Source organism: Deminuibacter soli (assembly GCF_003412455.1).
GTDB classification, from domain to species: Bacteria; Bacteroidota; Bacteroidia; order Chitinophagales; family Chitinophagaceae; genus Deminuibacter; species Deminuibacter soli.
This window is the reverse complement of the sequence record NZ_QTJU01000001.1, coordinates 1,049,735-1,074,564: the sequence shown is the minus strand read 5'-3', so window position 1 is coordinate 1,074,564 and position 24,830 is coordinate 1,049,735. Positions and strand designations below refer to the sequence as shown.

22 protein-coding genes and 1 pseudogene are annotated in these 24,830 nt (G+C 46.6%); 19 read left to right on the top strand and 4 right to left on the bottom strand.

The features are described 5' to 3' along the window. The first annotated feature begins 58 nt into the window (after positions 1-58). The 3 genes from DXN05_RS04655 (at position 59) to DXN05_RS04645 (ending at position 1,443) form a co-directional block, all read left to right on the top strand. Positions 59-529: an SRPBCC family protein gene (locus DXN05_RS04655; RefSeq protein ID WP_116846021.1), complete on the top strand. Its 471-nt coding sequence runs from the start codon at positions 59-61 to the stop codon at positions 527-529. 6 nt (positions 530-535) lie between these two features. Continuing rightward, positions 536-955, top strand: coding sequence for a septal ring lytic transglycosylase RlpA family protein (locus DXN05_RS04650; protein ID WP_245975123.1), 420 nt, complete (start codon positions 536-538; stop codon positions 953-955). A 251-nt stretch (positions 956-1,206) separates the two neighbouring features. Further along, complete coding sequence (locus DXN05_RS04645) at positions 1,207-1,443, top strand: hypothetical protein (RefSeq protein ID WP_147313836.1); 237 nt, start codon at positions 1,207-1,209, stop codon at positions 1,441-1,443. A gap of 4 nt (positions 1,444-1,447) precedes the next feature. Here the strand turns inward: DXN05_RS04645 and DXN05_RS04640 are convergent, their stop codons facing one another. Continuing rightward, positions 1,448-1,819, bottom strand: coding sequence for a hypothetical protein (locus tag DXN05_RS04640; protein ID WP_116846019.1), 372 nt, complete (start codon positions 1,817-1,819; stop codon positions 1,448-1,450). A gap of 161 nt (positions 1,820-1,980) precedes the next feature. On the opposite strand from DXN05_RS04640, the gene DXN05_RS04635 reads away from it, so the two are divergent. The 14 genes and pseudogenes from DXN05_RS04635 (at position 1,981) to argH (ending at position 19,777) form a co-directional block, all read left to right on the top strand. Beyond that, entirely contained in the window at positions 1,981-2,322 is a 342-nt protein-coding gene (locus DXN05_RS04635; RefSeq protein WP_116846018.1) for a single-stranded DNA-binding protein, read from the top strand. A gap of 87 nt (positions 2,323-2,409) precedes the next feature. Then, positions 2,410-3,132 (top strand): 2-phosphosulfolactate phosphatase, encoded by a 723-nt coding sequence (locus tag DXN05_RS04630; protein ID WP_116846017.1) that lies wholly within the window; start codon positions 2,410-2,412, stop codon positions 3,130-3,132. A 168-nt stretch (positions 3,133-3,300) separates the two neighbouring features. Then, positions 3,301-7,071 (top strand): DEAD/DEAH box helicase, encoded by a 3,771-nt coding sequence (locus tag DXN05_RS04625; protein WP_116846016.1) that lies wholly within the window; start codon positions 3,301-3,303, stop codon positions 7,069-7,071. Between the two features lie 387 nt (positions 7,072-7,458). Continuing rightward, entirely contained in the window at positions 7,459-10,278 is a 2,820-nt protein-coding gene (locus tag DXN05_RS04620; RefSeq protein WP_158559125.1) for an outer membrane beta-barrel protein, read from the top strand. A 455-nt stretch (positions 10,279-10,733) separates the two neighbouring features. Continuing rightward, positions 10,734-11,438, top strand: a complete 705-nt coding sequence (locus DXN05_RS04615; RefSeq protein ID WP_245975122.1) for a GNAT family N-acetyltransferase — start codon at positions 10,734-10,736, stop codon at positions 11,436-11,438. A 20-nt stretch (positions 11,439-11,458) separates the two neighbouring features. Beyond that, positions 11,459-11,728, top strand: coding sequence for a hypothetical protein (locus DXN05_RS04610; protein ID WP_116846013.1), 270 nt, complete (start codon positions 11,459-11,461; stop codon positions 11,726-11,728). 23 nt (positions 11,729-11,751) lie between these two features. Continuing rightward, positions 11,752-12,945: an argininosuccinate synthase gene (gene argG, locus DXN05_RS04605; RefSeq protein ID WP_116846012.1), complete on the top strand. Its 1,194-nt coding sequence runs from the start codon at positions 11,752-11,754 to the stop codon at positions 12,943-12,945. 86 nt (positions 12,946-13,031) lie between these two features. Beyond that, positions 13,032-13,214, top strand: a pseudogene (locus tag DXN05_RS25225) (cupin domain-containing protein); the annotation flags it as partial. A 1-nt stretch (position 13,215) separates the two neighbouring features. Then, positions 13,216-14,211: an N-acetyl-gamma-glutamyl-phosphate reductase gene (gene argC, locus DXN05_RS04595; protein WP_116846010.1), complete on the top strand. Its 996-nt coding sequence runs from the start codon at positions 13,216-13,218 to the stop codon at positions 14,209-14,211. Between the two features lie 103 nt (positions 14,212-14,314). Further along, positions 14,315-15,484 (top strand): aspartate aminotransferase family protein, encoded by a 1,170-nt coding sequence (locus DXN05_RS04590; RefSeq protein ID WP_116846009.1) that lies wholly within the window; start codon positions 14,315-14,317, stop codon positions 15,482-15,484. Between the two features lie 49 nt (positions 15,485-15,533). Then, positions 15,534-16,490 (top strand): Rossmann-fold NAD(P)-binding domain-containing protein, encoded by a 957-nt coding sequence (locus DXN05_RS04585; protein WP_116846008.1) that lies wholly within the window; start codon positions 15,534-15,536, stop codon positions 16,488-16,490. Positions 16,491-16,506: 16 nt separating this feature from the next. Continuing rightward, positions 16,507-17,325: an acetylglutamate kinase gene (gene argB, locus DXN05_RS04580; protein ID WP_116846007.1), complete on the top strand. Its 819-nt coding sequence runs from the start codon at positions 16,507-16,509 to the stop codon at positions 17,323-17,325. Beyond that, entirely contained in the window at positions 17,325-18,404 is a 1,080-nt protein-coding gene (locus tag DXN05_RS04575; protein ID WP_116846006.1) for a M20 family metallo-hydrolase, read from the top strand. The genes argB and DXN05_RS04575 overlap by 1 nt, the downstream gene beginning before the upstream one ends. A gap of 32 nt (positions 18,405-18,436) precedes the next feature. Continuing rightward, complete coding sequence (gene argH / locus DXN05_RS04570) at positions 18,437-19,777, top strand: argininosuccinate lyase (protein WP_116846005.1); 1,341 nt, start codon at positions 18,437-18,439, stop codon at positions 19,775-19,777. Positions 19,778-19,841: 64 nt separating this feature from the next. Here argH and DXN05_RS04565 read toward each other — a convergent pair whose 3' ends face one another. The 3 genes from DXN05_RS04565 to DXN05_RS04555 form a co-directional block, all read right to left on the bottom strand. Continuing rightward, complete coding sequence (locus DXN05_RS04565) at positions 19,842-20,966, bottom strand: sensor histidine kinase (RefSeq protein WP_116846004.1); 1,125 nt, start codon at positions 20,964-20,966, stop codon at positions 19,842-19,844. Positions 20,967-21,232: 266 nt separating this feature from the next. Continuing rightward, positions 21,233-22,954, bottom strand: a complete 1,722-nt coding sequence (locus DXN05_RS04560) for a M3 family oligoendopeptidase (protein WP_116846003.1) — start codon at positions 22,952-22,954, stop codon at positions 21,233-21,235. A gap of 81 nt (positions 22,955-23,035) precedes the next feature. Next, positions 23,036-23,623 (bottom strand): DUF5606 family protein, encoded by a 588-nt coding sequence (locus tag DXN05_RS04555; RefSeq protein ID WP_116846002.1) that lies wholly within the window; start codon positions 23,621-23,623, stop codon positions 23,036-23,038. Between the two features lie 226 nt (positions 23,624-23,849). Between DXN05_RS04555 and DXN05_RS04550 the strand changes: the two genes are divergently transcribed. Both DXN05_RS04550 and DXN05_RS04545 read left to right on the top strand, forming a co-directional pair. Then, positions 23,850-24,590, top strand: a complete 741-nt coding sequence (locus tag DXN05_RS04550; protein ID WP_116846001.1) for a copper resistance protein NlpE N-terminal domain-containing protein — start codon at positions 23,850-23,852, stop codon at positions 24,588-24,590. Between the two features lie 30 nt (positions 24,591-24,620). Then, positions 24,621-24,821, top strand: coding sequence for a hypothetical protein (locus tag DXN05_RS04545; RefSeq protein WP_116846000.1), 201 nt, complete (start codon positions 24,621-24,623; stop codon positions 24,819-24,821). The last annotated feature ends 9 nt before the right edge of the window (positions 24,822-24,830 follow it).

Here is a 24,830-nt window from a genome sequence, read left to right as displayed (position 1 = left end):
AGATTGGGACTATTTTCGGTTCCGGTCTGTTTTTGTTTTAACCCCCCAATATCCCTATATGCCCGTAATACATCTCACCACTATTGTACATGCACCTGTAGACAGGGTGTTTGACTTAAGCCGTAACATAGCGCTGCAGCGCAAGAGCCTGCAGGGCCAGCGTGAAACCATCATCAATGGTAAAACCAGCGGATTGCTGCAGATGGGTGAGGAAATTACCTGGCAAACCAAACGGCTTGGCAAGGCATGGACGCTGCGCTTGCAAACAGCCAGGCTGGAAATGCATTCCTTTTTCGAAGAAATTATGCTGAACGGTGATTTTTCGAAACTCAGTCACCAGCGCCATTTTAAGAGCATGGCTAACGGAACGGTGATGATTGACTTGTTCCAGTTTGAGCAAACAGGCAGTTGGGGTAAATCGCTGAAGCAGTTGTTTTACATAAAATACTGGCGCCAGCTGCTGGAAAAACGCAACGAGCTGATTAAATCGGTTGCCGAATCGGACAAGTGGATGCACTTTTTAAACTAACCCTTCATGTATACATCAACCCTTTTTTTCATGCGCAGCGCAGCGCTGCTGTTGTGCTGCGGGCTGCTGCTGGCTTCGTGCAGCCGCAAAGTGCATTCAACAGGTTCAACCGAAACACCCGGTCATGGTAAGGTATACACCGAATCGGGTAAAGCTTCTTATTACGCAGAACAGTTCAATGGCCGCAAAACGGCTAACGGGGAAATATTCAATATGAACCAGCTAACGGCAGCCCACCGCACATTGCCATTTAATACGCTGGTAAAAGTTACCAATAAAACCAACGGCAAATCGGTACAGGTGCGTATCAACGACCGCGGGCCATTTGTAAAAGGCCGCATTATAGATGTGAGCAAGGAAGCTGCCCGGCAGCTGGGAATGCTGGGTGCTGGTGTGGCCGATGTTCAGTTAAGCTATCGCAAGTAACGGTTACACAACCGTTACTGCATTTCAGCTAACACACATACAAACAATTGCTAATGCCAATTTTTCCCGGTTAAACAGGCGAAAATTTCGCTGTTTAGTTTATTCCCTGCTTGTAAGTTTTAGGTGTACAAAGTATCTTGCAGCTGCGAGATAACACTTAAATGTACCCTATAATGAAACCCCTTCAATTTAAGGCATTCATATGCCTTGTAATGCTGTGTGGCCTTATTACTTCCTGCAAAACTGCTTACATGGAAACAGGTAAAGCCATGTACACGCCGGTATCTGCAACCGACAGCGACAAAACTGCTGAAGTTCGTCATGCGAAGCTGGTTAATCTTCAGAACGGCAATACTGCCAGCGCTATTATTTTAAACAGGCAAGTGACCAGGAGTGGCGTAGTAGTGTCGATTGACAAAAAAGCAGCGCAGCAACTTGGCATTATTTACACCGGCGCAGCCCCGGTAGACATTCGCTATAAACAGTAGCGGATCAATTTTTTTTCTCCATTTTTTTAACGATCATATACCTGTTGTTGTCGTTTTTCTTCAGGCCATAATCGTAACAGTAGTGGTATACCTGGTTGGTTTGAGTAACAAACTGATCGGTATGGTAGGTAAAGTCGTATCCCTTTTCAAGCAAAGCTTCGTGCGCGAGCACAATGGTGCGGTCATTGCCCAGCGCCTCTTTCAAAATCTGCCGGTTTCTTTTTAAAATGTGGTTGATGCGCCGCACCGGCTCATCTGTGCCATGTTGCTGCTTGTTGTTGTAGTTATTGCGACACTGATCATCGCAGTATTTTTTATCTCTGCGCCCTTTCAGTGGTTTACCACATTCAAGGCACATTTGGTTAGCGGTGTTCATAACAGAAAGTTACATCAATATCCGTTTTTAAGTACTTAAAACGTTTATATCCGTACTTAAGCATTTAAAAACGTTTCACAGGCGGGGTTGGTGCAGAACTTTGTGGTGTAAACGGCTGGCGCCTTGTGGCAGCTTATTGCAAACACCTGTAAAAAGAACATATGAACAACATCAGAAACAAAGTACAGCTCATTGGAAACCTGGGCAACAACCCTGAAGTAACAGCATTTGGCGAAGGTAAAAAGCGGGTAAAATTTCACATTGCAACCCACGAATATTACCGCAACAACAAAGGAGAGAAGGTGGTTGAAACATACTGGCACACGGTAGTAGCCTGGGGTAAAACAGGCGAAATTGCCGAGAAACATTTTTCCAAAGGCTCCGAAGTGGTGATAGAAGGTAAATTAATCAGCCGCAGTTTTAAAGGCAGAGACGGCATTAACCGCACGGTTACTGAAATACAGGCACTGGACCTGATGATGCTTGCCAAAAAAGCTTCCTGATAAACCGGCTGAAAAATCCCGTGCGCAGCCTGCGCACGGGATTTTTCCTGTAAAACCATTGTGCTGAAGATATTATCTTTGCCGCTTATGAGTAATAAGCCGGTATTGAATACAGTGTTGTCTCCGCGTTTGCTGGATTTATATGACATTTCGAACAGTATAGTAGTTATTATAGATGTTTTCCGCGCTACATCAACCATTGCAACAGCTTTATACAATGGAGCCGCCAAAGTGCTGCCGGTTGACAGTGTGGCAAAATGTATTGAGCTGGGTAAAATTACCGGCGGCATTACTGCCGGTGAGCGTGATGGTAAAGTGGTGGAAGGCTTGCAGCACGGAAATTCTCCTGCCGAATATCCCCGCGAATTTATCAACGGGCAAACCCTGGTGCTTACCACTACCAATGGCACCAAGCTATTGCATATGGCGCTGGAAAGAGGCGCATCTGATGTGATCACCGGCTCTTTCCCGAATTTATCTGCAGTTTGCGATTACCTGCTGAGCGAAAACAAAAACGTGATCCTGGGTTGCTCGGCATGGAAAGACCGGGTAAACCTTGAAGACACCCTGTTTGCAGGCGCTGTAATTCAGCGTGTTAAAGAAAATTTTACCATCCATTGCGACAGTAGCCTGATGGCGGAAGAAATGTACACGCAGCACCAGGATGATATGTACCGCTTTATCCGCAAAACCACGCACTGGCACCGCCTGTCGGCCTACGGCCTGGAAAAGGACCTTGAATACTGTGTTACCCCCGATGTTGCGAACGTACTTCCGGTGTATGAAAACGGTGCATTGATTGTAAAATAACCATTCACAATTAACAATCAGTTCATCGAGATTTTCAAAATTTCAACGGTTATCTGCGGTTAATTCCTTTACTTTTGCAAATTGCCCTTTTCTGAGCGATGGTAAGATTTGTGGTGGCAAAATACCCGTCTTGTCAGTTGCCTCTTAGCTAACCGGGCAGATAAAAGCATGGCACTACCGCATTTAATAAAATACGTATATAACAACGGTACCGACGAAGTAATCCGGCGCGGAAAAAAGATTCATGCCGTTGGGAATGTAGAACTGGTGGAATATGACGAACTGCTTGGATCGGTCATATTCCGGGTAAAAGATGATGCCTATGCCACTTACTACAAGGTGCATATCAGCAAATTTAAAGATCCCAAAACCTTAAGTCTGCGCTGCGGGTGCCCTTACAACCTCGGTGAAATTTGCCGCCATGAAGCGGCTTCGCTGTTTCAGCTGCAGGAGCTGGTTGATAAAAATATGCTGGGTGAAAAAGAACAGCAGTACGACCAGCGGCATACTGTGCTGAAAATGAAGCAACTGGATTTAAAGCTCATCAAACTTCTTACCGCACCCATTTCCCTCACTGAAGCCGAAAATTATCTCCGCAGCTCAAGGGCCAATATTACGGATGCCCGTGATGAACGGGTTCGGGCCGAAGTGGAAGTGGATGGAACAGTGTATCATATCCTCATTCAAAAAAACGAAGAGCGTAATTTCGATACCAGCTGCGATTGCGGCAGCGATCCGGCCCACCCGCTTTGCGTGCACAAAACCATTGTGCTGCTGCAACTGCTGAACAGCTATGGTCCCAACTATTTTGATTCCATCCGGAACTGGGACAAAGAAAAAGACAAGCTGCTGGCCTTATATGGCTACTCATTACAGGACGATATTGACGGGAAATTTGAATTTACCTATAAAGACGGCAAACCCTTTCTGCGTGTGCTTGATCCCACTATCAAACGTGTAGGCGGGTTGGGCGGCAGCAATGTACCAATAAAACCCAAACCGGTTACGGAAGTATCGTCGGTGATGGTTGAAGAGGAAGATGAAGCGCCGGTATTGCCACGTTACAAGCTGGGCATTGTATTTAGCTATAACCCGCACCAATACCCCTATGTGCAGCTCGATGCCATACAGGGCGAGCCAAACGAAGCCGGCGATGCCTACGTGGGCAAGGTAGAACGGCTTGACCTGGCCAAGTTTATCAACACAGAAGTTTTTGACGAAAATGATAAAATGCTGGTGCAGCAGCTGCGCAAGCTGCTGCCGGGTGAAGTAAGCCGTTACCTGAACCGGAACTCGCCGTTCAGCGGTATCTGGGAAAACATTATTCAGCAGCACGACGATGAGTTGCCGGAAGAAACGCGCCACCTGATATTGGAATACCTGCATCCCAAATACAAAAAGCTGGTAACAGATATGGCCGACAAGCCGTTTGTGTTTTACCTGCCGCAGCGCAAAAATTTTCAAACAGCCAATCTTAAACAGGTTGCATGCAGCCAGGAATGGGTACTGCCGGAATTTACGGTAGACTATGTTGACGGCAGTTACCTGGTAAGCTGCAGGGTTAAACTGCCCGAAGAGCGCGTGAGCCTTGGTGACAACGATTTTGGCAGCAGCTTCTTTTTCCAGTACCAGGACGTGTTTTACGGCTGGCAGAAACCGGAAGATGTTATGCTGATCGAAAAGTTTATGCCAACCGGTACGCTGACTATCCCGGCCGATCAGTGGCAAACACAGCTGCAGCAGTTCCTGGTGCCGCTTTCAAAAGATTACCAGGTAACGTTTAACAACGTACAGAAAGAAGAACTGCGCGATCAGAAGCCGGAAGCGAAAATCCTGCTGAAAGAAAAAGGCGATTACCTGCTGTTTCAGCCGGTATTCAGTTACAAGGGGTACGATGTGCGCCCCGGCGATAAAGACAAAATCATTATTCCTGCGGCAGACAGGTTGCTGGTGATTAACCGTAACCTGGAACTGGAGAAGAATATTTTATCGGGCATTGAAAACCTGCATTCAAACTTTATAAAACCCGAAGAGGGCAGCACACTGGCATTGAAGGGGTCGGATGTGCTGAAGAATAACTGGTTCTTTTTGTTTGTTGACGCAGCCAGGGAGCTGAACATTCCCGTGTATGGCTTTGAGGCGCTGAAAAACTTCCGCTTTAATACGGCGAAACCTTCTACCAAAATTTACATCAGCAGCCATACCGATTGGTTCGATGCCAAAGTAGACATTCATTTTGGTGAGCAGAAAGTAACGGTGGCCGATGTAAAAAAAGCCCTGGCCAATAAACAGCAATACGTACAGCTGCAGGACGGCACATTGGGTATTTTGCCGGAAGAGTGGATTAAGAAATATTCGCTGCTGTTCAGGGTTGGTGATGGCAAGGCCGAAAACATGAAGCTGAGTAAATATCACTTCAGCGTTATAGAAGAGCTGTATGAACAGCGTGATGAGGAAGAGCTGGTATTTCAGCTGGAAGCCAAATACGAGCGCCTGCGCGAGAATCACCAGATTGAAGCGGTGGAAGCGCCTGCACACCTGATGCCTATTTTGCGCCCTTACCAGGTATCTGGTTTCCAATGGCTCAATTACCTGTTTGAGGTGCAATGGGGCGGTATTCTTGCAGATGATATGGGTTTGGGTAAAACCATCCAGGCATTATCATTCCTGCATCATATCAGGCACACGAACGGAAGCCTGCGTGCACTGGTAGTATGCCCTACTACCCTGATGTACAACTGGGAAAATGAGATCAAAAAATTTACGCCTACACTTACTTACTACATACATCATGGCGGCACACGCATAAAAGAAGGATTGCTGGACAGGCAGACAGACGTTATTATTACTACGTATGGCACCCTGCGCAGCGACATCAAGCAGTTTGTAGAAATTGCCTTTGATTATGTGGTGCTCGATGAAAGCCAGGCCATTAAAAACCCGGGCAGTAAGGTGGCAAAAGCTGCCGGCCTGATCAGGGCTAAAAACAGGCTTTGTTTAAGTGGTACTCCTTTACAGAATAATACATTTGATATTTACGCGCAAATGAACTTCCTGAACCCCGGCATGCTGGGCAGTATGGAATTTTTTAAACAGGAGTTTGCCATACCCATTGACAAGTTTGGCGAAAAAGAACAGAAAGAACACTTGCGGAAACTGCTGTTCCCCTTTATTTTGCGTCGTACCAAAGAACAGGTGGCAAAAGACCTGCCGGCTAAATCGGAAATGATCCTGTTCTGCGAAATGGGTGATGAGCAGCGCACTATATACGATGCTTACCGCAACGATTTCAGGGATAAAATTCTGGGTGTGGTAGATGCGCAGGGTGTGCAGAAATCGCAACTGACCATTTTACAGGGCCTCATGAAACTGCGCCAGATTTGTGATAGTCCGGCCATCATGAAAGAGGAAGACAAATACCCGAATGTATCTGTAAAACTGGATGAGCTTGGCCGTGAAATAACAGAAAATATCGGCAACCACAAAGCACTGGTGTTTTCACAGTTCCTGGGTATGCTGGCGCTGATCAGGGAAAAGCTGGAAGAGCTGGGTGTGGATTACGAATATTTTGATGGCAGCACTTCGGCACCTGACCGTGAGAAAGCCATTCAAAGATTCCAGCATGATGATAACTGCCGCGTATTTCTTATTTCACTGAAAGCAGGTGGTGTGGGTTTGAACCTGACCGCAGCAGATTATGTGTACATCGTTGACCCCTGGTGGAACCCGGCAGTAGAACAACAGGCCATTGACCGTACGCACCGTATTGGTCAAACCAAAAACATTTTTGCCTACCGCATGATTTGTAAAGACACAGTGGAAGATAAAATTCTTCAGCTGCAGGAAAAGAAAAAAGCACTGGCGGCAGACCTGATTACGGATGACAGCGGTTTTGTAAAGAGCCTTACGCGGGAAGACATCGAATACCTGTTCAGCTAAACAATATATATTCAACCCGTATTCACTCAATGCCGTTTATGGCAGTATGCCCGGCCGGCGCTTCATAAACGGCATTGATCTATCAGGCCAGGCAAAATGTTCCTTTCGTGTTGCCGGGATTATCCTTTTCCCGGTTTAATCGTTAAAGAATTTGTATTCATCGGCAGATGTGCTGTAAAAGGCTTAAATTACAGGTATTCCCTCCACTTTATACTGATGTTCTGCGCGAAACGACTGGTTTCGTATATACCTATTCCGTTATAGGGACTACCGATATTGTGCCATAATAGCAGTAACAGGTAATAGCTTTACGAACAGTAATTTTTTCAATTTAACCAAGCAATGTTTATGAGCAGGCAGTTTATTGCGATGCTTTGTATTTGTATAATGTCCGCCACTGTACAGCTGAAAGCGCAGGGCGGCAAAACCGGAACTATTGCCGGTAAACTGGCCGATTCATCATCGAAACAGGTATTGAGTGCTGCCACCATCAGCCTGCTGCAGGCGGCTGATTCTTCACTGGTGACTTATGTTATATCAGACGATAAGGGTCATTTCTCCTTTACAAAAGTAGACACCGGAGCCTACCTGATACAGGTGGCTTTCCAGGGATATGGTTTGCTGCAGCAACCTGTTAAGGTTACCGGCGACAGCATGGTTGATTTGGGCACAGTGTATTTAAAAACACTGGAAAACACCTTGGAGACCGTTGTAGTAAAATCATCCCCACCGCTGGTGATTAAAAAAGACACGATGGAGTTTAACGCAGGGAGTTTTAAAACCAAACCCAATGCAGTTGCAGAAGACCTGCTGAAAAAGATACCAGGCATTACGGTTGACAAAAGCGGGGCTGTTACTGCACAGGGCGAAACCGTAAGCAGGATACTGGTAGATGGCAAACGCTTTTTTGGTGATGATCCCAAACAGGCCACCAAAAACCTGCCGCCCGATGTAATAGATAAAATACAGGTGTTTGACGACCTGAGCGATCAAAGCAAGCTTTCTGGCTTTGACGATGGCAACCGTGTAAAAACAATTAACATTACCACGAAAAAAGATAAGCGCAAAGGCTATTTTGGTAAGGCCGTATTAGGGGCGGGTACAGATGGTACGTACGATGAAAGTATGAACCTGCACCGGTTTAACGGCACGCAACAAATTTCTTTGATAGGCCAGGTAAATGATGTAAACAAGCAAAACTTTACGCCAGCCGATATGGGCGGTGGCGGCCGCAGGGGTGGTGGCGGCTCTATTACAGCAAGTGGTGGCGGTTCGGGCATTACTACAACATTGGCCGCAGGACTTAATTACCGCGATACCTGGGGCACCAATACCGATGCATACGGAAACTATTTTTACAATAACCTGAAAACAAATACCAGCACACAAAGCCACACGGTTAACCAGCTGACTAAAGATACCACCACCACCAACGACCAGGATCAGCGTTCTGTTTCAAAAAGTCAGAACCACAACATCAACTTTAATATTGAAACAAGGTTTGATTCGAGTAATACGCTAATATTCAGACCAGGTGTTAGTTTCAGCAATTCAACACCCAGCGGCTCTTCCTCTTCAATGAACATGCGTACGAACGACAATACACCTATTTACAGTTCGGTGGGTAACACCCATAGCCAGAACAGTGGTTATTCTATCAACGGCGCGAGCCTTACCATGATGCACCGCTTTAAAAAGCGCTTCCGCACTATATCTCTGAATTTAAACTATTCCGGAAGTGAAAGTAAGGGTGACGGGTATAACTATGCCGTTAACAACTTTTATACGCAAAACAGGATTGATACCATTAACCAACATTATTTCGATACCTCGCGTTCGCATACATTCAGTCCCTCTTTGTCGTATACAGAACCACTGGCCAAGAACCAGATACTGGAATTGCGGTACAATTATTCGTACCTCAGCAGTACCTCTGTCAACAACACTTACCAGTACGATGATGTAAAGCTGGGCTTTACTTCGTTTGACAGCCTGTTCAGCAACTCTTTTAAAAATACCACCACCTCAAACAGGCTTACGCTTACCTACCGCTTGCAGAATACGAAATACAATTTCAATATTGGTTCAGGTGTGCAGTTCTCTGATCTTACCAGCATCAACAGTACCAAGGGTACATCGATATCGAATCACTATGTGAACTTTACACCCAGCGCCATTTTCACCTATAACGTTTCGAAAACAAAAAACCTGCGGTTCTTTTACAATGGCTCAACAGGGCAACCTTCGGCCGCGCAGTTACAACCTATCCGTACAACAAGCGATTCAATCAATTTCCAGGTAGGTAATCCTGATCTGAAACCACAGTTTACACACAGCGTGCGTTTTCTGTACCATTCGCTGAACCCCACTAACCAACGTTCGTTTTTTGCCACGATCAATGCAAGCACGATTGTAAACGATATTCAAAGCAGCATTGTGCAAAACTCTTCCACAGGCAGTAAGGTAAGTACATACGTAAACCTTAGCGGAACCTATAATGTAAACGGTTATGTAAACTGGTCGCTGCCGCTGAAACATCCCAAATCGAATCTGAACCTGGGCAGTAATATCAGCTACCAGCAAAGCCAGTCGCTGGTTAATGGCGAAAGCAACTATACGCGCAATACCGGTTTAAACGGCACCATTCGCTGGACTACCAACCTGGACAATTACTTTGACATGAATTTTTCTTCAACCAGCACCTATAATATTGCCCGCAACACCGTGAATACACGCACCAACGCGAACTATTTTTTTCAGGCTTTCTCTGCAGAGATCACCTATTTCAGCAAAAATGGCTGGATAGTAGCGTCGGATCTTGATTATAGCTACAACGGCAATCACTCCCCCGGGTACAATGCCAGTGTGCCCTTATGGAACCCGGCCATTGCCAAACAGTTCTTAAAAAATCATGCAGCAGAACTGCGGTTGCAGGTGTTTGACCTGCTGAACCAGAATACGGCGGTAGCGCGCGCTGTGACTACCAATACCATTACAGATACCCGCACCAATACGCTGAAACGCTATTTTATGCTCACCTTTACCTATAACCTGCGCAATTTTGCAGGCAACCAGAACCAGCGCCGCATGCCGGGCTTCTTTGGCGGTGACCGCGGCGACGGAAATGGCGGCGGTAACCGTGGCGGATGGGGTGGAGGCAATGGCGGCGGTGGTGGCGGTGGTCGCCGCGGTGGCGGTCCCATGTAGTAAAAGGCCCAGTATCAGTACAATAGCACAGGCCCGGCCGGTTAAAAACCGGCCGGGCTTTTGTTTGGCAACAGGCACCGTGTTATAATGCAGACGGGGCGCAGATTGCAGGCCTGGGAAGCGTTAACCTTTTTTTCATAAAAAAATATCCACAAATTTTCCAAACATTGTTACTTTTACATCCTCAAATAATCATTTTTGGATCACACTTACATTCAGAACTAAAGTTGAAATACTACGCCGCCCATCGTTACTTGTTAGCCAGCCATCCTTCTCTGATGGTTGGGTTGAATGCATTGGGTAACCCTCGCTTTCTGTTTTTGATCCGACGACCTAGAATCTGATATTCCCGGCTTACATTTTGGGATGTTTCCTGTTTTATGCGGCTGCTGTGGTAAAGTGGCTGTGTATGTTCTTTTATATTTCTAATTACGAACTTTTCAATTTCATTTATAGTGGAACAGTCGAATATCGTTGTAAGGGTAGCAAGGTTTGAAGATACGCACTACGCAGTGCGGATTACCGATGAAATGGAATCGTCGGCCAAGGCCCGCGGAACAGGTATTGCCAAACGCTCTCCGGAATACGTGGCAAGCAAAATGCTCGAAGGAAAAGCCGTGATCGCGTTAACCACTACCGGTCAATGGGTGGGCTTCTGTTATATTGAAGAGTGGAGCCATGGCAAGTTTGTGGCGAACAGCGGTTTAATTGTGTCGCCCGAATTCAGGAAAAGCGGGGTGGCCAAACAGATTAAACGTAAAATATTCGACCTCTCACGCGAAAAATATCCTGAAGCAAAAATCTTCGGTTTAACTACCGGGCTGGCTGTTATGAAAATTAACAGCGAACTGGGCTACGAGCCGGTGACCTACTCTGAGTTAACAGATGATGAAGATTTCTGGGCAGGCTGTAAAAGTTGCGTGAATTATGATATTTTGATGAGCAAAGGCCGCAAAAACTGTATGTGCACGGCTATGCTGTACGATCCTGCGGATCACTACGAACCCAAAGAAACCACCGCTTATTTTGAAAAGAAAAGCAAGGTATACGAACGTTTGATGCGCCTGAAGCAGATTATTTTCCGCACACGCGAAAAAGACAACAACGGCGGTGGCGGTTCTTCACCCAAACCCAAATCAAAAAACGCAATATTTCATTAACGGTTAACAAGGTTTCAAGGATGCAGGCAGTTTCAGCAGCGCTTTCGGCAATTGTACATGAATACACGGATAAACTAAACCGGTATCCGGCTGTTGAACTGGCAATGGTACCTGAACCAAACCTGCACCCCTGCCAGGTATTGCAACACATGCCTGCTGAGCTGCACCGGAACATTTGTTTAACCGGTGCAGGCAAGCCTGAACAACACACACTGGAATTTGTAGCGCAGGACTATGTTAATCACCTGCAACATCACCTTAACCAGATTACCGCATCAATACTTTCCTAACAGTTATAAAAGAAAACCGATACATGAAAAAAATAGTGCTTGGCTTCAGTGGCGGATTAGACACTACTTACTGTGTTAAATACCTGAGTGAAGAAAAAGGATACGAAGTACACAGTGTAATTGTAAACACCGGTGGTTTCAGTGCCGATGAGCTCACTAAAATTGAAGCACATGCCTATAAACTGGGTGTAAAAACACACACCACCGTTGATGCGGTGAAAGGTTATTACGACCGTATCATCAAATACCTGGTGTTTGGCAATGTATTAAAAAACAATACTTACCCGCTGAGCGTTAGCGCCGAGCGTTTGGTACAGGCGTTACACATTGCCGAACACGTGAAAGCCCTGAACGCTACTGCTGTTGCGCATGGCAGCACAGGTGCCGGTAACGACCAGGTGCGTTTTGACATGGTTTTCAATATCATGATTCCCGGTGTTGAAATCATTACCCCTATCCGCGACCTGCGACTGAGCCGTGAAGAGGAAATCGCTTACCTGAAAGCCAAAGGGGTTGACATGAATTTTGAAAAAGCTGCCTACTCTATCAACAAGGGCCTTTGGGGTACCAGTGTTGGCGGCAGGGAAACACTTTCTTCAAAAGGCATGTTGCCTGAAGAGGCATGGCCTACCCAGGTTACAGCAAGCGAAAGCCGTGAAGTAAAACTGCATTTTGAAAAAGGCGAATTAACCGCCGTTGACGATAAAACATTTGGTCACCCTTCAGAAGCCATTCAATACCTGCAAACCATTGCAGGCGCGTATGGCATTGGCCGCGACATTCATGTAGGCGATACCATCATTGGTATTAAAGGCCGCGTGGGCTTTGAAGCTGCTGCACCCGTGGTGATACTGAAAGCACACCATGCGTTGGAAAAACACGTATTAACCAAATGGCAGCTGAGCTGGAAAGATACCATCGCAAATTTCTATGGCAACTGGCTGCATGAAGGCCAGATTCTTGACCCGGTAATGCGCGATATGGAAGCATTTATGCAGAGTGCGCAGGAAAATGTAACGGGCGATGTATTTGTACAATTGCTGCCTTACCGTTTCCAGGTAATAGGCATTGAATCGGCTTACGATTTAATGAGCAGCAAGTTTGGCAAATATGGTGAAATGAACAATGGCTGGAGCGGCGAAGACGTACGTGGCTTCAGTAAAATTTTTGGTAACCAGACCATGATCTGGCACCAGGTAAAAGAAAGCAATGACTAATATTTTTTCTAAAGAACAGGCATTGCGGCATTATGAATGGGCGCCGGGCTGCCATGGATAGGATTTTGTAAGCACAGCAGTTTTTCTTTTTGCTGAGCGGGATAGCCAGTTTTGAACTGAACGGTGAAACCTGCACCGTAAAAGCAGGAGAAGGGATTCATATACAACCGGGTACTAAACACCGTATTATGAATAAGGGCAATGCACCCCTCGAGTTTATTTTAAGCTCGCAGCCTTCTACATCAAATGACAGAATCAATTGCGAATAGCATGAAAAAAGTACGCGCAGGAATTGTAGGCGGGGCAGGATATACAGGCGGCGAAATGATACGCCTGCTGATAAACCATCCCCATACGGAGATCGTTTTTATCAACAGCAAAAGCAATGCAGGCAACGCTGTGTGGAAAGTACACGCCGACCTGGTAGGTGAAACAGCGCTTGCTTTTACCGGCGACCTCAGCGATGATATAGATGTATTGTTTTTGTGTGTAGGGCATGGAGAAGCACGTAAATTCCTGGAAGAAAACCCCGTTGCCGCGCATGTGAAAATCATCGACTTGTCGCAGGATTTCAGGCTTGCTGCCAAATCTTCGGTTAACGACAGGAAGTTTGTATACGGCTTACCGGAACTGAATAAAGCAGCCATCCGCGAAGCAGGCAATATTGCCAACCCGGGTTGTTTTGCTACCAGCATTCAGCTGGGGCTGCTGCCTCTGGCAAAAGCCGGTTTGTTAACTGAAGATGTGTACACCACGGGCATTACCGGCTCAACCGGTGCAGGGCAGGGGTTGGCAGCTACCTCACATTTTAGCTGGAGGGCCAATAACATACAGGCATACAAAACACTTACGCACCAGCATTTAAAAGAAATCACCGAATCGATGCAACAATTGCAACCCGCTTTTTCGAAAGGGGAAGAACCGGCGATCAATTTTATTCCGTGGCGCGGCGATTTTACACGCGGTATTTTTATCAGCTCACAACTTAACTGTGCTTTGAAACTGGAAGAGCTGGTAACTTTGTATACAGATTTTTACAGGGATCATCCTTTTACCATCGTTAACCAGGATGCCATTTACCTGAAACAGGTGGTAAACACCAACAAATGTGTAGTGCAGCTGGAAAAAGTGGGTTCTAAACTAGTGGTGCACAGCGCAATTGATAACCTGCTGAAAGGAGCCTCCGGACAAGCCGTACAAAACATGAACCTGTTGTTTGATTTACCTGAAAACGCAGGCCTGAAGCTGAAAGCCAACTATTTCTAGCCGGGTGTTCTGAAAAGAATACCGGCGACCCAAATAAAATTTTTCACCACCCGGACCACTGGCGGCCCGGGCCAAAACAAATTCCCCGCCCGGGGTAAAGGCTATGAATTTATTTGATGTTTATCCTGTTAACGACATTACCATCGTTAAAGCACAGGGCTCGTATGTATGGGATGCTGATGGCGTTCAATACCTGGATATGTATGGCGGTCACGCCGTTATTTCAATTGGCCATACACACCCGCTTTGGGTTAGGCGTATTGAAGACCAGCTGCAGAAAATTGCTTTTTATTCCAACTCTGTACATATTCCCCTGCAGCAGGAATTGGCAGACAAACTGGGCAAAGTAAGCGGAAAGGAAGATTACCAGCTGTTTCTCTGCAACTCAGGCGCAGAAGCGAATGAGAATGCAATGAAGCTCGCTTCGTTTCATACAGGCCGTAAAAAAATAATTGCCTTCAAAAAAAGTTTTCATGGCCGTACCTCGCTGGCAGTAGCTGCTACCGACAACCCTGCCATTGTTGCACCGGTAAACGAAACCGACAACATCATCTTTGTTCCTTTCAACGATGAAAAAGCTTTGCAGCAGGCCTTCAAAGAAAACGGTGGCGAAGTTGCTGCTGTTATTGTAGAAGGTATACAGGGTGTGGGTGGTATTAACATTGCTACCGACAGCTTCCTGCAAAAAATACGCAGCCTGTGCGATGAGTATGGTGCAGTATACATTGCCGACAGCGTACAATGTGGTTATGGCCGCAGCGGTAAATTCTTCTCGCATGATTATGCCGGTGTAAACGCCGATATTTATGCAATGGCGAAAGGCATGGGTAATGGCTTTCCTATCGGCGGTATTTTAATTGCACCGCATATTAAACCCAAACACGGTATGCTGGGCACCACTTTCGGCGGTAATCACCTGGCCTGCGCTGCTGCACTTGCCGTGCTCGAAGTAATAGAATCTGAAAACCTTATTGAGCAGTCGCGCCAGCGTGGCATGTATTTGCTCAACAGGCTTAAATCTATCAACGGCATCAACAATGTGCGCGGCCGCGGTTTAATGATCGGCTTTGATGTACCAGAAGAAATTAAAGACCTGCGTAAAAACCTGCTGACCAAATACCAGATTTTTACCGGCGAAGCCAAACCGAATGTAATACGCTTACTGCCTTCACTGGCTATTACCCGCAAACAGGTGGATGAGTTTATTGAACTGCTGCAGGAAGAAATAGAATCGCTGAAACCCAAGCAGGAAGCGGTTGCTGAAGAGCAGTAGTTAATTATCGCCGGATCATTTATTTCATCAAAAATCAAATTGTTTGTAGTTGAGAAACTTTATTTCTGTTCATGATGTAAACGACATCAACGCGCTTGTTCAAAAAGCATTGTCGTACAAAGCCAATCCTTTTCAAGACAGGAACCTCGGCGCCGATAAGCGTATCGGCCTGTTGTTTTTAAACCCAAGTTTACGTACCAGGCTTAGTACACAGGTGGCTGCGCGCAACCTGGGTATGGAAGCCATTGTGTTTAATGTTGACAAGGAAGGCTGGGCGCTTGAGTTTGAAGAAGGCGCCATCATGAGCGGTAATACAGTTGAGCATGTGAAAGATGCTGCCCCAATCCTGGGCAGCTATTTTGATATTCTCTGCATCCGCACATTCCCGTCTTTAAAAAACAGGGATGACGATTACAGCGAACTCTACATCAAACAGTTTATACAATACTGCGGCGTACCGGTAATAAGCCTCGAAAGTGCTACCCTGCACCCATTGCAGAGCCTTACAGATATTATTACCATAACCGAAAACCGCAAAGCCATTCAGCACAAACCCAAGGTGGTGCTTACCTGGGCACCGCACGTAAAGCCGTTGCCGCAATGCGTTGCCAACAGTTTTTCACAATGGATCAATGCCTGGGGCGAAACTGATTTTGTGATTACACATCCCGAGGATTACGAGCTGAGTGAAGCGTTTACCAAAGGCGCCACCATTACACACAGCCAGGATGAAGCATTGAAGAATGCCGACTTTGTGTATGTGAAAAACTGGAGCACGTTTAAAGACTACGGTAAAATTTACGAGAACGATCCGGCCTGGATGCTTACAGATGAAAAGCTGAAGCAAACCAACAACGCCAAAGTAATGCACTGCCTGCCTGTAAGAAGAAATGTGGAACTGAGCGATGAAATTCTTGACGGATCCAACAGCGCAGTAACGCAACAGGCATCGAACAGGGTATGGGCAGCACAGGCTGTGATCAGCGAAATATTACGCAGTTTATAAGCGATAAATCTACTGTATGCAGGATGCACAAAAGCAGGCAGGCCGCGAGCGTTTGTTTGTGATTAAAATTGGCGGCAACGTAATTGATGCCGAACAAAACCTCGCCGCTTTTCTGGATGATTTTGCAAAAGTTGAAGGCAAAAAAATTCTGATACACGGCGGCGGAAAAATAGCCACAAAAATTGGCGAACAGCTGGGTATAGAATCGAAATATGTAAACGGCCGCCGCATTACCGACAGTGATACCATTGACCTGGTAACCATGGTGTATGGCGGACTGGTAAATAAAAAAGTGGTGGCGCAGCTGCAGTCGCGCGGTTGCAATGCCATTGGCTTAACCGGGGCAGACGGCAATATGATACCTGCCACCAGGCGCCCGGTAAAAGACATTGATTACGGCTGGGTAGGTGATGTGCAGGCAACCGGTTTGCCGCTTGATACCTGCCGCATACTGCTGGCCCATAGCCTGGTGCCGGTGTTCGCTCCTTTAACCCATGATGGCCAGGGCCATATTTTAAATACCAATGCAGATACCATCGCATCGTCTATCGCTACTGCACTCAGCAACAGCTACGATGTACGCCTGATTTATTGCTTTGAAAAGAAAGGCGTACTGGAAGATGTGAATGATGATAACTCGGTGATAACCCTAATTACAAAAGACAAATACCGCGCGCTGCTGGCAGAAGACAAACTGTTTGCAGGTATTTTACCCAAAATCGATAACGCCTTTGCGGCTATTGACACTGGTGTAAAAGAAGTGCTGATTGGCGATGCAAAAGACCTGCTGCAAAATACCCAGTCGCAAACAACCGGTACACTTATTACAAACTAATGGAAACGGATCAATTATACCAGGATGCCCTGCACCTGCTGCAGCAGCTGATAGAAACGCCTTCTTTCTCGAAAGAAGAAGCCGGCACTGCTGATGTACTGGTGCAGTTTCTGCAATCGAAAGGTATTACCACGCACCGCCACATGAACAATGTATGGGCTGTAAACCGTTATTTCGATGAAACAAAGCCCAGCATTTTACTGAATTCTCATCACGATACGGTAAAACCCAACCCCGGTTATACCAAAAATCCTTTCAAAGCCATTATTGAAGAGGGCAAATTATATGGTTTGGGCAGCAATGATGCCGGCGGATGCCTGGTATCACTGATCGCCACTTTCCTGCATTTTTACCCGCAGGAAAACCTTCCCTTTAACTTTGTACTTGGCGCCAGCGCTGAAGAAGAAATATCCGGCTACAATGGCATTGAAGCCCTTGTGCCCGTATTGCCACCCATTGCCTTTGGCATTGTTGGCGAACCCACGCAAATGAACCTTGCGATTGCCGAAAAGGGCCTGATGGTGCTGGATGGTATGGCTACAGGTCGTGCCGGGCATGCTGCACGTGAAGAGGGTGATAACGCCATATACAAGGCATTGAAAGACATTCAATGGCTGAGCACTTACCAGTTTCCGAAAGTATCTGAATGGCTGGGGCCTGTTAAAATGAGCGTAACGGTTATTCAAACAGAAAACAAGGCACACAATGTAGTGCCTGCACAGTGCAGCTTTGTGGTAGATGTGCGTGTAACCGATGCGTACACACACGAAGAAGTACTGGACATTATACGCGCCAACATACAGAGCGATGTGCAACCGCGCAGCATGCGTATGCGCTCTACCCGTATTGATGCCGATCATGCGATAGTGCTGGCCGGTATAGCATTGGGTAAAACAACCTATGGCTCGCCCACTTGTTCAGACAAAGCGCTGATGCCCTTCCAGGCATTGAAATGCGGTCCGGGCGATAGTGCACGCAGTCATACGGCTGATGAATTTATATATCTCGATGAAATTAAAAACGGCATTGCAACTTATATTGACATGCTGAACAGGGTGCTGCATGCATCTTCGAAATAATTTGGTGTAACCTGCTTTAATTGGTGTGAATTATGAAACTCTGGCAAAAAAATACAGCGTCATTAAAAGAAGTGGAACAGTTTACCGTGGGTAAAGACCGTGAGTTTGACCTGCTGCTGGCTCCCTTTGATGTGCAGGGCTCTGCCGCGCATGCCACCATGCTGGCAACTGTTGGCCTGTTAACAAAAGAAGAAGCTGACACCCTGGTGCAGGCGCTGCGCCGCATTTACACACGTATTGAAGCAGGTGAATTTACCATTGATGAGCACATGGAAGATGTGCACTCGCAGGTAGAATACCTGCTTACGCAGGAACTGGGTGATACCGGTAAAAAAATACATTCTGCCCGCAGCCGCAACGACCAGGTGCTGGTAGACATTAAACTGTTTATGCGTACTGAAATTGAAAAAACAGTACACAGCATACAGGCCTTCTTTGAACTGCTGGTGCAGAAAAGCGAGCAGTTTAAACAACACCTGCTGCCGGGCTATACACACCTGCAACTGGCCATGCCTTCTTCTTTTGGCTTGTGGTTTGGCGCTTATGCCGAAAGCCTGGCAGATGATACCATTACGTTGAAAGCAGCCTACGATATCGTGAATAAAAACCCATTGGGCGCTGCTGCCGGCTACGGTTCGTCCTTTCCTATTAACCGCACGCTAACCACAGAACTGCTGGGCTTTGCAGGCTTAAACCAGAATGTGGTTTACGCGATGATGGGCAGGGGCAAGGCCGAACGTGTTGTGGCCACTGCGCTGGCCAATGTGGCTGAAACACTGGCCAAACTCTCTATGGATGCCTGTTTGTTCCTGAACCAGAACTTTGGTTTCGTGAGCTTCCCGGCAGAACTTACCACCGGCTCGAGCATTATGCCGCACAAGAAAAACCCCGATGTGTTTGAGCTGATCCGCGCGCACTGCAACCGCATTAAGGCACTGCCCAACGAAATAGCCATGATGACTACCAACCTGCCATCTGGTTATCACCGCGACCTGCAGTTGCTGAAAGAACATCTATTCCCTGCATTTGACACGCTGCGCGATTGTATTAACATGGCTGCACTGATGTTATCGAACATGACCGTACAGGCCGATATACTGCAGGATGAAAAATACAAATACCTGTTCAGCGTAGAAGAGGTAAACAAACTGGTACTGGCCGGTGTGCCTTTCCGCGATGCTTACAAGCAGGTTGGGCTGGCCATTGAAGCCGGTGCGTTTACCTACGATACAACTGTACAGCATACACACGAAGGCAGCATCGGCAATTTGCGCAATGATGCTATCACAGCCTCCATGGAGCAGGTGGTACGCTCCTTTAACTTTGAACAATACCATACTGCCATTGACCGCCTGCTTGGCAAAAAGGCATAAGTATATAACATGCAAAAAGCCCCTGTAATATTTGCTGCGGGGGCTTTTTAATGCGTATATTCTTTTAAAACCGGATCGTGAATTTGGTTCCCTGGTTTACTTTGCTTTCAACCTCAATAGCGCCGCCCAGCGCTTCAATTTGATTTTTGGTGATAAACAAACCTATGCCACGTGCATCGGCATTGTTGTGAAAGGTTTTGTACATGCCAAACAGTTGGTCGCGGTGTTTGTGCAGGTCAATACCCAAACCATTGTCTTCAACGGTTAAGTATTTGGCAGTGCCCTGAATGGCGCTGCGGATAATGATTTCCGGGTTTCTGTCGGGGTGTTTGTATTTAATGGCGTTTGATAGCAGGTTCAGCATAATGCTTTCCATATACGCCGGTACCGTTTCAATATAAGGGCAGGCTATAAAGTCTGCATCAATAATGGTATTGGTCTCTGCAATGGTGGGCGCAAGTATCGAAACAGTATCGTCAAAAATATCTTCAAAAAGGATATTGCTCTTCAGCGTTTTCACGTCTGTCTGCATTTTTACTACCTCGCTCAGGTGTTTGATGGAGAGCGACAATGATTCGCCGAGTTTGTACAAGGTGCTCATGTATACCTGGCGTTCTGTTTCATTATCGGTGGCTTTAACCAGTTCGAGCAATGAAGTAAGATTGCCTGCATGCGAACGCAGGTTGTGCGAAACAATGTAGGCAAAATTGAGCAGGCGTTTGTTTTGTGCAGCAATGATATTCGATGATTCCTGCAATTCTATGCGCTTTCTTTTTTCCTGGTCAATATCCTGTATTGTGCCCCTGAGAGCCACTACAGTACCCTTTGCATTTAATACCGGCTTGCCAATGGTACGCACCCATATTAATTCGCCTGAGGTGCGTTGCAATTGTATTTCAAGATCGTAATGTTCTTTCAGTTCAATGGCTTTTTGTACAGCCTGCTGCAGGATGGAAGCATAGGGCTCCGGATAAAAAGCCAATGCATTATCAAGCCCTATTTCATTGGTTTCGGGGAGATTGCAAATGGCATAAACTTCCTTGTTCCAGAACACCTGTCCGGATGCAATATCATATTCCCAGCCGCCCACGCGCGCCATTTTACCTGTTTCGTTCAGCAGGAATTCATTCTTCTCCAGCTCGGCCTGCAGGGATTTTTTATTATGTGTTTTTTTGTTGATACTTGTCATACACACACTGTTTTATGCTTTGAAAAGCCTCCGTTCTTTCTTGTATGAATTTGGTTTGTTATCACGGGTTGAATTACAAAGTGAAGGTAGGCGATTCTTTTGCTGGCGTCCAGCGCTGCGGGCATTCTTAATCCAATATTATAAGGCATAAAGGTTTTTTTAAGAGCTGGTTTCCCGGGTTATTAAGCAGGCATAAAAAAGGATGCCTGTTAAAGACATCCTTGTATTGGAATTAATGTTTATGTAACGTGTTACTGCCTGCTTTTTTAGTACAGCTTTTCCATTTCGCTGTTCACAAAGCTCATCAGTGTTTGAATATGCTCTGGCGAGAAGTCAAAACGCAGGCCTGCTGCGGCATACAGCTCGGGCAGTGTTTTGGTGCCGCCGAGTGATAATGCGTTGATGTAGTTTTGCAATGCCTGCTCCGGGTTGTTGCGGTACTGCATCCACATACCAATGGCGCCCAGTTGCGCAATGCCGTATTCAATATAATAAAAAGGCACTTCAAACAGGTGTAACTGGCGCTGCCAGCCGTTTGCACGAAACTCTTCCAGTCCGCTGAAGTCAATGGCGCCCGAAGAAAACTCGTTCAGGATTTCCATCCATTTGGCTGTTCTTTCTTCAATCGTGTGCGCAGGATGTTCATACACCCAGTGCTGGAATTTATCGATGGTAGCAATCCAGGGGAAAATGGTGATTACTCTTTCCAGCTGGTGTTCTTTGGCGCGCTGCAGGTCTTCCTTGTTGTCGAAGAAAGATTCCCAGTGGTTCATGGTAAACAGCTCCATGCTCATGCTGGCCACTTCTGCCACTTCCATGGGGTATTCTTTAAACGCACTCAGTGGCAGCGGGTGTGCAAGAAACGAATGAATAGCATGGCCACCTTCGTGCACCATAGTGGTCACATCACTCATCTGGCCTGCGGCATTCATAAAAATAAATGGTGCACCGCTTTCTGCCAGCGGACAGTTATAACCACCCGGCGCTTTGCCTTTACGGCTTTCGAGATCGAGGTGGCCGAGACTGTTCATTTTTTCGAGGCAGTCTGCGAAGAAGGGGTTCAGCGAGCGAAAGCAGGCAATGGTTTTTTGCAACAGCTCGCTTCCTGTGTTAAACGGGTGCAGCGGCTGAATGCCTGCGGGCTCTGCTTCGGTATCCCATGGGCGCAATGTATCCAAACCAAGTTTCTGCTTTTTGCGCTCGTATATTTTATTGACCAGTGGCAACACATGCAGTTTTACTGCTTCATGAAACTGGAAACAATCTTCTTTGGTATAATCAAAACGGCCCAACTCTTCAAACTTGTAATCGCGGTAGTTGGCGAAGCCGGCGTTCAGGGCTACCTGGTTGCGTTTTTCGATGAGGCCGGTGTACAAGTTATTGAGCGCATCCTTATCCTGCAGGCGGCGTTCGTTTATTTTGCGATACACGGTTTCGCGCAGGCTGCGGTCGTGGTTTTCCAGGAACCTGGAAGCCTGTTGCAGCGTGTATTCCTGGCCGTTCACCTCGATGGTCATTTTGCCGGCAATAACGCCGTATTGCTGCTGCATTACGCTCAGCTCGGCCTGTATGGGTATATTCTGTTCGCGGAACAGATCGATGCTTTTTTTCACGGAACGCTGGTAGGTAAAAAACTGCTGCTGATCCAGTTCCTGTGTAAATGGGTTGTTTACCAGCTTGCGGTTCAGCACGTCGGAGTAAGGCTGAATTTTGGGCTGTATTTCCATGCAGAAATAGGTAAATGCTTCTTCCAGTTTGACGTCAGTGGTATCACAGGTCATTTTAATCTGGCGCCAGCAGGCATCTTCGCTGATGGCGGCTTCCAGTTCACTGATATTGTGCAGCCATTGCTCCAGGTCGGCGCGTGACTGAATGGGGTAATCGGCCAGTGTTTTGAAATAGGGTTCCAGTGCATCCCAGGTGGTAACGGAGAAATCGGCTGGTAAGAACTTCCTTTCGAGTTTTTTGATATCGGCTGTATATTTCATATGTCTGTAAATTTAAAATCCGGGTAGCCGAACTGCCGTATAAGCAGTCTGGTACCCGGATTTAAGGTATGGAATAAATTACTATTCTTCTTCTGTTTTCTTTTTGCGCGGCGCTCTTTTTTTAGGAGCTGCTGCTTCATCAGCTGCATCGCCGGTAGCTGGTTCTGTTGCTGCGGCAGGTGCTTTTTTAGCTGCTTTTTTTGCAGGTGCAGGTGCAGGCGCTTCTTCCTGAGCCGGTGCTGCTACTGCTTCGGTTGCTGTGGCTTCTTCTTCCTCTTCGGGCAGTTCGCTCAGTTTAAATTCAACATCTTCTTTTTTGAGGATGCTGAACCATTTTACCATTTTCTTCATGTCGCTGCCGTATACGCGGGCAAAGTCCATTGAAGGATACACCTTCTGGAAATAACCCTTGATTGCTCCAGCTTCTTTTTCTGAAGGCAGGCTTTCTTTGCTCGCGTTCATGGCCTGGAATACTTCCACCAGGTTAACATTGTCGCGTTCGGTATATACTTCAATGCTTTCCAAGTGAGAAAAGCTATGTATGCGTGAGCTTACGAACTTGGTAGATTTGTCTTCGAGTGAACGAACGATGGCGCCGTCTGATTTGCTGCCCACCAGTTCAAACAAACCACTTAAGCCAGTAACGGAAATAATTCTGCTGTACTCCATGAATCAATTTAATTTTTGAAGGACTGCAAACCTACAAGTAAAAAACTGAGAAGCCAAATGGAGTTCGGCACTTCAAAAACCGAATTTTGTTTTTATTGAAAATCAGCCGGTTAATGATGTGCCTTTCCGGTATTTTCCGGCGCAAAAATTGCGCAGTACCCATCAGAGCCGTGTTTGGCCAGTTGGCCGGGGCATTTTCCCCGGGCGTTTATCTGCCTGATAGATTATGAAAAAAATTATGTTATTGCTCACCGCCGCTGCCTTTGCTGCCACTTCATGCCAGCAGGCGGGAAAAAATACCAGCATTGTTAATGCCGATTCAGTGCGCCATTCCATGAACATGTCGCCTTTCAGTGCCGGCAGCTTTGCGGGTTATTTTGCCGATACCATTCCCTGTGCAGATTGCGCAGGCATTGTGATGCGGCTGAGTTTGAAATCTGACAGCACGTTTATTATGGAGCAGGAGTATGTAGGTGCCAGGGATACCAGCCATCGCCTGTTTTACCAGTTGGGCAACTATACTATTGTAGACAGTACGCTGCGCCTGAGCGAAACCACCGAAGGGCCGCACCAGTTTAAAATTACCGGCCCCGGCGAACTGAGCATTCTTGACAATGAAGGCGCTATTATTAATAACACCCGCTTAAAATATACCATACACCGGCAGAGTGTCGTGTTTGCACCGAAGGGCAGTATTTTGGTACACGGCATGTACCGCTATATGGCCGATGCGGCTGTGCTGCATGTTTGCTCAATGGACAAAGATTTCCCGGTTGGTGCTTCGGCAGTAAGTAAACAAATGCAGGAAGCGTATGGCAAACTGCGCAAAGCAGGCAATGAACCCGTTTTTGCAGAACTGGAAGGCAGTTTTGAACAGGGCCCCTCGGGAGAAGAGGGCAAAACAGCCGAATTGTTTGTAGTAAAGAAATTCATCCGTTTTACACCGGGTGAAAAATGCAGGGAATAAGTTCGTGCAAATCTGTTTTACTTTGCGGGCATGCGCAATACTACCAAGCTGAAACAACTGTTGCTGAAATACGATATCGACCTGTCGATGAACGATGATGGTTTGATGACGCTTACCCTGGTAGATAAGCAAACCGCAGCTATGCAATCATTTGAACATACTGCCTACAGCACGTTGATTGCAAAAGCTTACTCACACATGTTAAAGCAACTGAAGAAGACAGCGCTGTAGAAGTGAAGG